Consider the following 13,569-nt stretch of genomic DNA (forward strand, 5'->3'; position numbering starts at 1 on the left):
AGTTACTGCCTGGTTGGACGAAGCGTATCAACCGCTTTATCAAGTACGCCATTAACAAAGCGGTGACTGTCATCTGCACCGAAAGATTTGGCCAACTCTATAGCTTCATTGATAGCCACTTTATAAGGAACATCAACTCGCTCACGTAACTCGTACGCAGCCAGTCTCAGAACAGCCAGCTCAATGGGGTCGAGTTCTTTAACAGGTCGGTCCAAAAACGGTTCTAGAGCCTCGTCCAGTGTCCGGTAATGCCCGCCAACACCACGAACCAACTCTAAAAAGTAGTCAACATCCACTTTGCTGGTATCGTTATCGGTTAAAAATTGAGCCTCAATATCGCCAAAGTTGTTTTGCGATAACTGCCATGAATAAATTGCTTGCACGGCCAGTTTGCGGGCCTTTCTTCTTGCTGCGGGTTTCATTTGCTGCATCTCAGAGTTGTTTCAGTACATTAACCATTTCAAGCGCGCTTAGTGCTGCTTCCGAGCCTTTATTGCCCGCTTTAGAGCCACTACGCTCAATCGCTTGTTCTATCGTATCGGTAGTAATAACACCAAATGCCACAGGTAAATCAAATTCTGTAGCTACCCGTGCCAAACCACTGTTACATTCGCCGGCAACAAACTCGAAGTGTGGTGTTCCACCACGAATAACAGCACCGACCGCAATAATTGCGTCGTATTTACCAGAGCTTGCCAGACGCTTAGCCGTGACCGGCATTTCATAAGCACCGGGAACCCGCACAACAGTGATGTCCTCATCGGCTACTTCACCGTAATGTTTAAGCGTTTGCACAGCACCGTCGAGCAAACTCTCTACCATAAAATGGTTAAAACGAGAGACAATAATGGCAAATTTCTTACCAGCTGCGTTAATTCCGCCTTCAATTACCTGCATGAGATTTCCTTATTAACCGTTCGTTAATTGCGCGCGATGATAGCACAATGTGGGACTATTTGCGTGAAATTGCGTAGGAGAAATACTTTTCTTTAGCATCTAAGTCACGACCCAGCGACCGCGCGCTGCTACTTTCCAGCAACTGTAAGGCTGTTTCGTTATTTTCTGATGCGGGGAATAACACTTGGCGCCAGGGCCAGCTTGCCTCTAACCAGTTCGTCAGTAAAGCAAAAAAATCGTTATGCAAGTTATCGTTAACCGCAGATTCCAGTAACCACCAACTGACTTCTGCGTTGTATGAGCTTTGTGGGATACCATTTCTTTCTTCGCGGCTGGCAGCTACCGGAACCATATAAACCGCACCGATAATGGACTTATCTTTTTTGTCGATGACCAAATACGTAAAAGCCGTTTTTTCTCTCGCTTGCTGCAAATGGTAATTGACCATGGTTTCATTCTGTTCCTGGCTACTTTTCTCTGAAGGCCAGGCCCAGCCGAGGCGATTATAAAGCCATTTTTGCGAGGTCATATAACTGTGAAAAAAACGAGCAGTATCGGAAGACTCAATAGGACGAATAATTAAGTTATTACCTTCAGCGTATTCAGGTACTACCCACTCCTGCTGCCAAAAATCGGCGGCGACCGATGAGTATGAAAGCGACAAAACAAGCAACAGCAGGCAACATCGAAGAAGGGCTGTCAAGAGACTTCTCCCCTCTTGCCCTGAGCGTGCTCAAAGTAAGATTTAACTCTCGCCAATTCTTTTTCAAGTTCATCGCCGATCATTAGTGCAGGACCAATATCAACAGCTTTACGTGCGTAGTCAAAAACGATTGGGACAACGGGTACTTTTGCTTGTTGCGCCATATGTAAGAAGCCTTTTTTCCACTCCTGCACGCGCTTACGGGTGCCTTCCGGAGTTATCACCAGAATGAGTTCGTCTTTTTCTCTGAACTCCCGCACCATATTGCCAACCAAACCATTGGCGCTGCTTCTGTCTATAGGAATTCCACCGAGGTTTGTCAGCAACCCTTTTAGCGGAAAGCGAAACAAGCTGCTCTTGGCCAGATAATTAAGCTTCAACCCCATGGCTAACATAACGCAGGCGCCGACTGGGAAATCCCAGTTAGAAGTATGCGGAGCGACAGGAAGAATCGCTTTTTTTACATTCGGCATTTCACCGTTAACTTTCCAGCCGCCCAGAACCCGCAAACCAAGCCGGCCAACCCAACGCAAAAAACGGTTATTACTAACCGGGAACTCGCCTTTTACAAATTCCGGAATTACTTGTTTCTCAGTCATAGAGTTATTGTAACGCTCGTTTTATTTCACGTAACTTTTCTTTTACGCGCTCAATATTTTCCGGTCCCATACGCAGCAACTGCTTTTGCGCTGCCGGTAAAGACTCGTACGAGTTATCGGTATAAGTGTACATGACGCTGTCGTCATCTACCTGAACCAGACCATCGGGTACCGGTGTTTCAAGCACAACGTCGATAGCTTTTAACAAAGTATTATCAAAATCAGACTCTGGGTATCCAATTTCCGCATAAGCTTCCTGCACGAGAGGCTTAAACTGCTCATAGTTTTCGGCTAGTGCTTCCGGTTCCAAACTGATGAACCAATCCACCAACGTATCGTAGCGGCGGTAGCTGCTTTCATCGATATAAAGCTCACCGTCTACTTCTAACACACTAAAACGACCATCGGGGCGTTGAACAATCGTGCGTTCACGTACAATACTGCCGTTACTGATGTTATCCATTAAAACCACCGCGTCCCGAATCAGCTGCGAGCTTTTCAATGGGCGGATATTAACCTCTATGGAATCCAAACTCTGCAATACGGTTGGCGTGCTGTTGTCCAGCTCCGGTAAGGCAATTGGCTCAGACTCAGGTTCAGGTTCAGGTTCTGATTCAGGAGCAGTCGCCTCCGGCCTTGGTTCAAATTCTTCCGAAGCCGGCTCTGGTTCAACCTCAGGTTCGGGCTCTACTGCTTCGTCTTCATAGCCTTCAACCTGAACTTCCGTAGATTGTTGCTGCTCAACTTCTACGGTCTCAGTCGGCTGCTTTTTGTCGTCTGAAGCCGGTAACCACCACCATACAATAGCGGCGATAACTGCCAGCACAATCAGTATAACAACAACCCAAGTCGTTTTTCGACTGGCCTCTTGAGTTGCCGGTGATGTTTCAACCTGCTCGTCACTCATTGTGCGCTCCTTTATTTTTGTTCAGTACGACAAAAAACTAGCTCTTTGTCACTCGACATGGCTTCATTATAACAATAGCCACTTGCATCAAACTCTTTCAGATCAGACACGGATTTTGGCTTTTGGTTCAGGATAAATCGCGCCATCAACCCCCGGGCTTTCTTGGCGTAAAAACTGATGACTTTGTATTGACCATTTTTTTCATCTTTAAATACCGGAGTGACAATATCAGCATTAAGTGCTTTAGGCTTAACCGCTGAAAAATACTCATTAGAGGCTAAATTCACTAGTATTGAGCTTCCCAAATCCGCTAAATCGTCGTTTAGCACTTGGGTAATGGTATTCCCCCAGTATTCATATAAGTTTTTACCCTTTGGGTTCTGCAGCCGGGATCCCATTTCCAGTCGATACGGTTGCATAAGATCCAGTGGTCTTAAAACACCATAAAGGCCGGACAGAATACGCAGCTGCTTTTGCGCTGTATCAATGGCATCAGGGCTCAGGCTTGCGGCATCAAGGCCAGTATAGACATCACCATTAAATGCAAACACAGCCGCTCGTGCATTTTTTTCAGTAAACGGCCGTTGCCATTGTTCAAACCGAGCAGCGTTCAATCCTGCCAGTTTGTCGCTAATTTTCATTAACGACCCCAGTTGCTGTGGACTGAGCTCGCGACACACTTTAACCAGTTGCTCAGCGTTATCCAGCAAGCGCGGCTGGCTAACATTCAGGTTTGGTAAGTCACTTTCATAATCCAAATTTTTAGCGGGTGAAACAACGGCCAACATGTCTAATACGCTCCATTACAGTAATACTTGATACCCATATTAAGGCAGAGGATCTTGATCCGCGCCTTCTTTTTCAACTTCTGGCGGCATTAAATCTTCACGGCTAACACCAAATGCCAGAGCAACGGAACTGGCGATATAAATTGACGAGTAAGTACCAATAACCACACCAAACAATAGCGCCGTTGCAAAACCATGAATTAACGGTCCGCCCAGAAAGAACAAGGTTAATAGCACCAGTATGCTGGTTAACGAGGTGACTAATGTGCGGCGCAACGTATCGGTTAATGCCCGGTTAGCGGTCTGAACAGGCGTTAACTTTGCAAATTTACGGAAGGTTTCCCGAATTCGGTCACACACCACCACCGTATCGTTAATCGAGTAACCTATAACGGCGAGCAACGCTGCCAGTACAGTCAGGTCAAACTCAAGCCCGAGTATTGAGAACAAACCTAAAGTTAAAATAACATCGTGCCCCAGTGCTGCAACAGCACCAACCGCCAGGCGCCACTCAAAACGCATCGCAATGTAGAGCAAAATACAAATTAACGCGGTTAGCATAGCTAACCCACCTTGCTCGATGAACTCGTCACCTACATTCGGACCCACGAATTCGATACGGCGCATTTCAACGGTTTGTGCAAACTCGGTGCGCAAAGATTCCAGAATATTCGTTCCCAGCTGCTCGGCTTTAACCCCTTGACGCGGTTCCAGTCGAATCAGAATATCTTCCTGTGTCCCGTAATTCTGCACAACCGCATCGCCGAAACCTTTCTTATCCAGAGCGCCGCGAACACGGCTTAAGTCAGCAGGTTTCTCAAAACCAACCTCAAGTAACGTTCCGCCGGTGAAATCAAGCCCAAAGTTCAGCTTATTTACTGACAAGGAGACGATGGAGGCCACCACCAGTAACGCACTGATGATGCCCATAACCCCACGAAAACGCATAAAGGGAAGTCGTTCGTCTGTATTTATTATGTCTCGCATGGCTCCCCCTAAATAGACAGTTTAGACAGCTTTTTGCCGCCCCAAACTGAGTTAACAATGGCACGGGTTCCCACTATCGCCGTAAACATGGACGTGATAATCCCGATAGCAAGAGTAATGGCGAAGCCTTTAATGGGTCCGTTACCAATAGCGAACAATATTAACGCGGCAATCAAGGTCGTGACATTCGCATCGGCAATGGTTGATAAAGCACTGTCGTAACCATGATGAATGGCTTGCTGGGGGCTGCGCTTCGCCTTAATTTCTTCGCGTATACGCTCAAAAATCAGTACGTTAGCATCTACCGCCATACCCACCGTCAGAACAATACCCGCCATACCCGGCAAGGTCAGAGTTGCTCCCGGTATCATCGACATAACGCCAATAATAAGAATGAGATTAGCTGTCAATGCGCAGTTTGCCACAACGCCAAACTTCTTGTAGTAAACAACCATAAAGGCCAGTACTAAAACAAAGCCCCAGAAAATAGCCTGAGTGCCTGAATCGATGTTCTGCTGACCTAAACTTGGCCCGACCGTGCGCTCTTCAACAATTTGTATGGGTGCAATAAGGGCACCAGCGCGCAATAACAACGCTAAATTCTGTGCTTCGTTAGCACCAACACCGGTAATTCGGAAATTGCTGCCTAACCGCGATTGAATCGTCGCCACATTGATAACTTCTGCATTTTTAGTGAACTGCAGGTTCCCTTCGGCATCACGTTCGTCGGTGGCTTTATATTCAATAAAGACTGTTGCCATAGGTTGACCGACATTGTCTTTGGTTGACGCGGACATTTTATTACCGCCAACACCATCCAGAGTAATATTCACCTGAGGCCGGTTGTATTCATCGTAACCAACACCCGCGTTAACAATATGATCGCCGGTCAAAATAACGTCTTCTTTTAACAGCTGACTCGGACCGTCGCGCATTGGCATTAACTCACTGCCAAAGGGTACTCGACCGTTTTGCGCATCGCGAACGTCATTTTCGGTATCAACCATGCGGAACTCCAGCGTGGCTGTCGCTCCTAAAATTTCTTTTGCACGGGCGGTATCTTGCACCCCCGGCAATTCTACAACAATGCGATTAGAACCCTGACGTTGAATAAGAGGTTCCGCAACACCCAGCTCATTCACCCGGTTTCGCATAATGGTAATGTTCTGAGATACGGCGTAATCACGTGTTTCGGCAAGTTTCTGATCAGTCATCTGCAACTGAAGTAACTGATTTTCTTCGTCTTCTACCAGATCATATCCCTGATACTGACCATCCAGATAATCAGCGGCTTGCGCATAAGCTTCTTCATTACGAAGTTCAACTTCTACGGTCGTGTCATTAACGCGAACGGCGCTGTAACGAATGCGCTCTTCCCGCAGCTCAGCACGTATCGTGTCTTTCATACCATCGACAATTTTACGGATAGCTTCGTCCATGTCGATTTCCATTAAGAAGTGCACACCACCACGTAAATCAAGCCCCAGTTTCATTGGTTGGGCACCGACACTGTTAAGCCATTGCGGTGTCGCCGGAGCGAGGTTTAACGCAACGATATAATCGTCCCCTAAACTACCCAGAATTGACTCCCGGGCTTTTAACTGTTCATCATCGGAATTAAGGCGAACCAGTAATTGCTCTTCTTCTAATGCAATACTTTTTGCTTGTATGCCAACGTTTTCCAGACTGCTTTTTACGCGATCCATGGTGCTGGTATCGATGGTCGCATTTCGGTTTGCGGAAACTTGAACTGCCGGGTCTTCACCGTAAATATTTGGCAGCGCATAAAGCGCTGCCAGTAAAACGACGAAAATAACCAGCAGGTTTTTCCACAACGGGTATTTATTTAACACGTCGTGCCCCTGTTTCTAATGTCAGAGATTAGAGAGACTTCATTGTTCCTTTCGGAAGCACAGAAGTCACAGAACCTTTCTGGATGGTTACTTCTAGTTCGTCGGTTAAAGCAATAACCAGAAAATCCTGCTCTTCGCTTACTTTCGTAATTTTACCAACCAAACCACCTTGAGTAAGCACTTCATCGCCTTTACTCAATGAACCCATCAATTCTTTATGCTTCTTAACACGCTTTGCCTGTGGACGGTAAATCATGAAATAAAAGATTAAGGCAAACATCACCAGCATGAAAATCAATTCCATGCCGCCACCACTTGAGCCACCGGCGTCTTGCGCATAGGCAGAGCTAATAAAAAAGTCCATAAAATTCCCTCAGTTAATTTAAATTTATTATTAATTTCAGAACAGCTACCTCACGATATGGGGACAGTTGTTTCAAAATACAATTCAGTTTTTATAAGCCGGTTATACTATCAGAAAGTTTAACCGCTCTCAGTATTATCAAATATCATAGCCTAAACTTTTCAGCCGGCGTCTTAAGCCAATCTGCGAGACTTGTAAATCCCACATCATTTTCTCTGTATCTGAGCGGTTCAGCTCATAACTTTGTTGAATCTCATCCTCGGATAAGTCTTGTGCTGTGCGGACACCTTCAAAACGTTGAATCAGCTGGTAAACCGATGCCCGGGAGATGCCCAGCTTTTTCGCTGTCGCTTGTAATTCAAATCGGCAATCTCGCAGGGTTTCTAACAACTCTGCTCGACTGACACTGTTCGGCTTGCGTTGAACCCCAGGCTCTTCTTCCCCGTGTCCATTCTCGGTGCCAGGCTTCAGCATAGACAATAACTGAGGATCAAGATGCAACTGCGCTTGTTCCCTGCTGTCGATAGCCACCTGCCGCGCGACATTCCGTAACTGACGCACATTACCCGGCCAATGGAAAGCCAGCAACTGACTCATCAACTCGCCTGGAATTTTAACATCATGAGCACGGCCACTATAAAGTTTTTGCCATTGTTCCCGCACAAAATAATCAAATAACAAACCGATGTCTTCCCGACGCTCTGACAGCGGAGGTATAAATAGCAGATAAGCGGATAGCTTTTCGATCAACATCGACAAAATTGAGTTTTCTTCAATACCGGCAGGATCCTGATGACTGGTCAGTATAATACGGCAATTAATCGGAATAGCCTGGTCGGCGCCAACCGGAACCACTGACTGCCGCTGAAGGATAGTATAAAGTAAGCGGTGCACGTTAACCGATGCATCCTCTATATCTTCCAGCACAATTGTGCCGCCATTAGCCTGTTCAAAATAACCAAGTTGCCGGCTTCCATTACGGTCACTCCCCAATAATTCTGCCTCAGCAACGGCGTCATGAATTGCCGCCAGATTGACACTAATAAAAGGCTTATTCTGACCTTTACTGGCTTGATGAATCGCATAGGCCGCCTGCTTTTTGCCGACGCCTGCAGCCCCTCTTATCATGACCGGCAACGTCATTTCTGCAAGCTGCCCGACGCGTTGCCTGATAGCCTTAATATCCGAGCTGATACCGAACAATATGTCGTTATCATCAACCGCCGAATCATGCAGCGGTAGTAATTTTAACAGCAGAACAATACGATGGTTTAAGCCAATAACCACGCCATTGTCCAATTCTTTTTCTTGTAGAAAATACTCGTCCTGTACGTCCAGCCCGGCAATGGTTACTGTTGTTTTTGTACTATGAGTTTTGAGCCTAATGCGGCCAGCAGGTTCACGCTGAAAAATAATAGGAGATCGGCTAATAAATTCATCCAGCAAAGCTCTGCCGACATTCCCATTTTTAGAAAATTCTGGCTTCACCCGGCTTAAATAATCGTTATCCTGATTGTATAAATCCAGCAATGCGGCACGTTCACCAATTCGCGTTCGGTCAGGATGCGTTGCAATAACTAACATTGGAACCCGCTGGTCATTATTAACGAGTTCATCAACGGCGTGTTTGGTTGTGTACTGAGTTGCACTCATTGTCGCTATTCCTTAGCCCAACAGACTCTCTGAAGTTGGTGCAATCATAAAATTATGAGAGGCAAATAGCCAATCAATTTGTGCTGGGAATCAATAAAGGTTAATGACAAACTAAGTTATACCATCGCTACTTTTTGATTACTCATGGATTTGATATTTTACTGGACTGACCATGCTGGTGTCGCGGTTTTTGCGATAGCTGGTACGTTATTAGCGTTTCGTAAGAAAATGGACGGTTTTGGGGTATTGGTTTTAGCGTCAGCAACCGCTATTGGCGGCGGCACCACCCGTGATCTCATTCTCGGTTTACCCGTTTTCTGGACTCATGACCCAAACTACCTGTATACCATCATTATTGCCGCCTTACTGACCATTATTTGGTTGAGGTTTAAAGCCTATATTCCTATAAATACGTTGATGGTTGCCGATGCCTTTGGGCTGGCATTCTTTGCGACTATGGGTGCGGAAAAAACCTTATCTGCCGGCTTCCCACCTTTTATCGCCATTATTATGGGCACCATATCCGCGTGTTTCGGCGGCATGTTGCGGGACGTACTGGCACGTGATATTCCCATGGTTTTAAAAAGTGAACTCTATGCCACTACCTGCATAGTCGGGGCGACGGTGTATGTGCTACTGGTTCCCTATCAACCTTTGGCAGCACTGGCGGCTGGTATGACATCAACGCTTCTTATTCGTCTTGGAGCCATAAAGTTTAATTGGTCGCTAACGGTTTTTCGTGATCACCAGGACCACCATTAGTCATGTTAAGCATTGAAGTCACCGTTTTTGCAGCCATTGCCTATTTAACAATTCTGTTCAGTATTGCCTATCGCGGTGACCGCTCGACTTCCAATCGGGTAAAGCCTTATCGGTACTCATTAGCTCAGGGTGTACACTGCACTTCATGGGCATTTTTTGGCACGATAACTCAATCGGCTTATTATGGATGGGCTTTCGCGCCCACCTACGTTGGGGCAATTATTGTTTTTATTGTGCTCCACGGTTTACAGTTGAGACTACTCAATTACTGTAAGCATCAGAATATTACCTCAATTGCCGATCTCATCGGCGCTCGCTATGGCAAATCACCTTTATTAGCCGGTGTTGTTGCGGTTACAGCCTTTATTGCGGTTGTGCCTTATATTTCCCTGCAACTGCGTGCCGTCACATCAAGTTTTGCAGCGGTTACCGGGTTTGATAACAATCCTTCCTGGTTATTTGATTTATCGTTTCTGGTTGCTTTAACCATGATCGGCTTTGGTTTTCTGTTCGGTACACGCCGTTTAAGTCTGGCAGAGCAACATTCGGGCTTAATGGACGCCATTGCGTTCGAATCGCTGGTGAAACTGGCGGCTTTCATTATTGTTGGCTTATTTGCCAGCTACACCGTATTCGATGGTTTGACTGATCTGTTTCAAAAAAGCTTTCAAACCGCCCATACTCAGAATGTTCTGTCGGGACGCGAACAAGGTAGTTACGTCTTTGCCGTGCATATGCTGCTGGGTGGGCTCTCTATGTTTTGTCTGCCACGGCAGTTCCATGTCGGTTATGTCGAGAATACTCACTCTGACGAATTAAAAACGGCTCGCTGGGCTTTTCCGCTTTACCTGTTCGCTATCAACTTTTTCATACTGCCGTTGGCATTAAGTGCCCTGCACCTGGCTCCTGAACAGGCCAGCCAGGATACTTTTCTGCTTGCCATTCCACTCATGACGGATAGCCCGGGTATTACGCTTATCGCTTTCATCGGTGGTCTTTCGGCCGCCACCAGCATGGTGATTATTGCACTGTTGGCGCTGAGTATTATGGTTTCTAACGATGTTGTCATGCCGGTCTGGTTACGCATGACCCGACAAAAGTTACGACAATTTAGCTTCACACCCACTCGTATTTTAACCATTCGCCGCATGACCATGGTGGCGGTCATGTTCATGGCCTACTTATACTATCAAGCCACCATTGAATCGATGCCATTGGTCAATTCCGGGTTGCTGTCACTGGCCTTGCTGGCTCAACTGGCGCCCGCTATTTTAGCCACTGTTATATGGCGCAAAGCGACACAAACCGGCGTGCTCGCCGGTCTTGCGGTGGGTACAACACTCTGGCTTACTTTACTACTCATTCCGTCGATTGGACGACAGCCGCAAGTCACCGATATCGATATTGCCAACGGAGTTCTGATAAGCCTGGCCACAAACATAGCCTGCTTCTGGCTCTTTTCTCTTATTAGCCGCAATGTTCAGACAGAAGCACCTCCGGTTGACAGCAATAATAGTTACGCGCAACAACCCAGTCTCACCTGGGCTCGGTTGCGCTCACTGTTGTCACGATTTTATGACGACCAGCAGTTAGCGGCTATTCAACAGCGCTTAAGGGTGGATCTGTTAACTCCTGAGAGTCAATCGATGGTGCCCGCCCCGATGTTAGTCCGTATTGAGCGCGAATTGTCTGCCGTTATCGGCACCTCAGCCAGTCGGTTATTGCTCGATACCGTGTCTGAACAACAGGAGTTTCCGGTGTCCCGGGTCGTTGACTGGGCCACGGAAGCATCAAAACTGTATCAATTTAACCGTGAGTTACTACAAGCTTCTGTCGAAAACATACCTCAAGGCATCAGCGTTATCGACCAAAAACTCCGGCTGGTCGCCTGGAACCGGCGTTATCTGGAGATTTTTGCTTACCCTGAGGGTTTGGTTCGCTCCGGTATGCCGGTTGAGGAACTGCTGCGTTACAACGCCAGCCGAGGTCTTCTCAGCACCACGGAAAACAACGATGCAGAAGGTGAAATTCAGAAACGCCTTAACTACCTGCGTACCGGAAGTGCCTACCGTTATCAGCGCCAGCAAGGAGCCTTAACCATAGAATTGCAGGGCAACCCAATGCCGGGTGGCGGCTTTGTCACAACCTACAGCGATATTACCGAGCGAATTGAAGCGCAAAACCAACTGCAAAAAATTAACCAGGAGCTGGAGCAGCGGGTCGACGAACGCACTCGTCAGCTTTTGTCTGCTAAACAAGCCGAAGAGCAGGCACACGAAAGCAAATCGCGTTTTTTCGCAGCAGTAAGCCACGATTTAATGCAACCATTTAATGCAGCCAGCTTATTTTGTGAAATGCTGCAATCCAGACTCCCCCAGCAATATTTACCGCTGGCAGCAAACATTCATCGCTCGCTCGAACATGCTGAAGAGTTGCTCACAATGTTACTCGATATGACCAAGCTGGATGCGGGTAATCTGCAACCCGACTATCAGAACTTTTCGATTGATCAGGCACTACAGCCTTTAGTCGAGCGTTATCAAATGATGGCTACAGAAAAGCAGTTACAACTGAACTATCACAAAAGCTCTGCTTTGGTGAACACGGACAGAAAACTGCTGACACGCATTGTTCAAAATTTGCTTTCTAACGCGCTGCGTTATACCGAGAACGGCCGGATTATACTGGGCTTTAGGCGACATGGGGAGCATTTAACCATTCATATTATTGATACGGGTTCAGGTATCCCTGAACACAAACAAGAGAATATATTCCGGGAATTTCATCAATTGCAATCCAGTGGTGATAATCCGGGGCTTGGTCTTGGACTCTCTATTGTTGAGCGTATGTGTCGACTGTTAAAAATAGAGTTAAGCTTGTCATCAACCTTAGGTAAAGGAACCGCTTTCAGTCTGACCTTACCGGCTGTGGGTTGGGAAAAGGCAGCAGCGCCATTAGCCACTCATCAGCTCGCTGTTAATGAACAGTTTCTACAAGGTGTTCGTGTGCTGGTCATTGATAACAATGCCCGGGTATTGGAAGCAACAGCCGGTTTATTAGCCGACTGGGGAGCCGAAACGACGACCGCTACTGACCTGCAACAAGCCCTTCTGCATCAACCCTGTGAGCTGATTCTGGCGGACTATCATCTGGACAATGGCGCCACCGGAATTGAATTGGTCATTGCTATGCGAAAAGCGTGGAACGCCAATACACCGGCTATTATCAACTCAGCTGACCCAGATGAGCTATTAAGGGAACAGGCTTTGGAGGCAAATGCCCATTTTATTCCAAAGCCCTTAAAAAGTGGTGCTTTAAAACGGTTACTCAAACGTATCCGACGTATCTAACATTTGTCGAAAGAGAATGCCGGCTTGCGTTCGATTCACACATTTTAGTTTACGTAAAATAGCTGAAGCATGCTGTTTGATCGTTGTTTCCTGCACCCCAAGCTCATAGGCAATTTGCTTATTGAGCAGCCCATCGGCTATACATTGCAGTACTTTGAACTGTTGCGGTGTCAGTTGCTCCAGTTTATTCGCAAAGTCACTCATTTCAGCATCAGGTTCAGAGAGATTCATGGTTAGCATTGACTCGGGTAACCAGTTGTCTCCCGACAATACCGTGGTCACAGCAGTTTGCCATTCGGGTAAAGGTACCGATTTAGGAATATAACCACTGGCCCCCAGAGCCATGGCCTGACGTATCACCCGGGTATCTTCATTAGCAGAGACAATCACCACCAGAATATCCGGGAACTGGCTGCGCAAAACGCTCAGCCCGGTCAAACCCCGGTTACCCGGCATGGAGAGATCAAGGAAAACCAATTCTATTTGAGGAAATTGCTTTAGCTGTTGTTCGAGCTGTGAAAAGCTTGAAGCTTCAATAATTTCGCTTTCCAGGCTGTCGCTGAGTGCTTGCTTCATTGCCGCCCGAAAAAGCGGGTGATCATCAGCAATAATTGCTCTGGCCATAGTTCCTGCTGGATTTAACGATTGTTTGGTGACCATGCTAACGGCTTAAGAGAAAAAAGCCAGCGTTACTGGTTAATCCAGC

General features: G+C 46.8%; 13 protein-coding genes. 2 read left to right on the plus strand and 11 right to left on the minus strand.

The window, feature by feature from the left end; all coding sequences use genetic code 11:
- Window positions 1–2: 2 nt before the first annotated feature.
- The 10 genes from nusB to L8G48_RS07875 all read right to left on the minus strand — a co-directional run bounded on the left by nusB (window position 3) and on the right by L8G48_RS07875 (window position 8,751).
- Window positions 3–422 (minus strand): transcription antitermination factor NusB, encoded by a 420-nt coding sequence (nusB, locus tag L8G48_RS07830; protein WP_248264044.1) that lies wholly within the window; start codon window positions 420–422, stop codon window positions 3–5.
- 10 nt (window positions 423–432) lie between these two features.
- Window positions 433–897: a 6,7-dimethyl-8-ribityllumazine synthase gene (gene ribH, locus L8G48_RS07835; protein ID WP_248264045.1), complete on the minus strand. Its 465-nt coding sequence runs from the start codon at window positions 895–897 to the stop codon at window positions 433–435.
- Window positions 898–952: 55 nt separating this feature from the next.
- Entirely contained in the window at window positions 953–1,600 is a 648-nt protein-coding gene (locus L8G48_RS07840) for a GNAT family N-acetyltransferase (protein WP_248264046.1), read from the minus strand.
- Entirely contained in the window at window positions 1,597–2,199 is a 603-nt protein-coding gene (locus L8G48_RS07845) for a 1-acyl-sn-glycerol-3-phosphate acyltransferase (RefSeq protein WP_248264047.1), read from the minus strand. Before L8G48_RS07845 ends, L8G48_RS07840 begins: the two co-directional genes overlap by 4 nt.
- Window positions 2,200–2,203: 4 nt before the next feature.
- A complete protein-coding gene (locus L8G48_RS07850; protein WP_248264048.1) occupies window positions 2,204–3,106 on the minus strand; it encodes a DUF3014 domain-containing protein in 903 nt (300 codons plus the stop codon).
- An 11-nt stretch (window positions 3,107–3,117) separates the two neighbouring features.
- Window positions 3,118–3,894 carry a peroxide stress protein YaaA gene (gene yaaA / locus L8G48_RS07855; protein ID WP_248264049.1) on the minus strand — a complete coding sequence of 259 codons (777 nt, stop codon included), beginning with the start codon at window positions 3,892–3,894 and terminating at the stop codon, window positions 3,118–3,120.
- A gap of 39 nt (window positions 3,895–3,933) precedes the next feature.
- Entirely contained in the window at window positions 3,934–4,881 is a 948-nt protein-coding gene (gene secF, locus L8G48_RS07860) for a protein translocase subunit SecF (RefSeq protein WP_248264050.1), read from the minus strand.
- Between the two features lie 8 nt (window positions 4,882–4,889).
- The gene (secD, locus tag L8G48_RS07865) at window positions 4,890–6,734 is read right to left on the minus strand and encodes a protein translocase subunit SecD (RefSeq protein WP_248264051.1); all 1,845 of its coding nucleotides are present in this window, start codon (window positions 6,732–6,734) and stop codon (window positions 4,890–4,892) included.
- A 28-nt stretch (window positions 6,735–6,762) separates the two neighbouring features.
- Window positions 6,763–7,098 carry a preprotein translocase subunit YajC gene (gene yajC, locus L8G48_RS07870; protein WP_248264052.1) on the minus strand — a complete coding sequence of 112 codons (336 nt, stop codon included), beginning with the start codon at window positions 7,096–7,098 and terminating at the stop codon, window positions 6,763–6,765.
- Window positions 7,099–7,236: 138 nt separating this feature from the next.
- Window positions 7,237–8,751, minus strand: a complete 1,515-nt coding sequence (locus L8G48_RS07875; protein ID WP_248264053.1) for a sigma-54-dependent transcriptional regulator — start codon at window positions 8,749–8,751, stop codon at window positions 7,237–7,239.
- Window positions 8,752–8,895: 144 nt separating this feature from the next.
- Here L8G48_RS07875 and L8G48_RS07880 point away from each other — a divergent pair, with 144 nt between their 5' ends.
- Together L8G48_RS07880 and L8G48_RS07885 are read left to right on the plus strand one after the other, a co-directional pair.
- Window positions 8,896–9,513 carry a trimeric intracellular cation channel family protein gene (locus L8G48_RS07880; RefSeq protein ID WP_248264054.1) on the plus strand — a complete coding sequence of 206 codons (618 nt, stop codon included), beginning with the start codon at window positions 8,896–8,898 and terminating at the stop codon, window positions 9,511–9,513.
- Window positions 9,514–9,515: 2 nt separating this feature from the next.
- Window positions 9,516–12,863, plus strand: a complete 3,348-nt coding sequence (locus tag L8G48_RS07885) for a PAS domain-containing hybrid sensor histidine kinase/response regulator (RefSeq protein WP_248264055.1) — start codon at window positions 9,516–9,518, stop codon at window positions 12,861–12,863.
- On the opposite strand, the gene L8G48_RS07890 is transcribed toward L8G48_RS07885, so the two are convergent.
- The gene (locus L8G48_RS07890) at window positions 12,837–13,487 is read right to left on the minus strand and encodes a response regulator transcription factor (protein WP_248264056.1); all 651 of its coding nucleotides are present in this window, start codon (window positions 13,485–13,487) and stop codon (window positions 12,837–12,839) included. The genes L8G48_RS07885 and L8G48_RS07890 overlap by 27 nt on opposite strands.
- Window positions 13,488–13,569 lie beyond the last annotated feature (82 nt).

The sequence above is a fragment of the Idiomarina aminovorans genome (assembly GCF_023155095.1).
GTDB lineage: Bacteria > Pseudomonadota > Gammaproteobacteria > Enterobacterales > Alteromonadaceae > Idiomarina > Idiomarina aminovorans.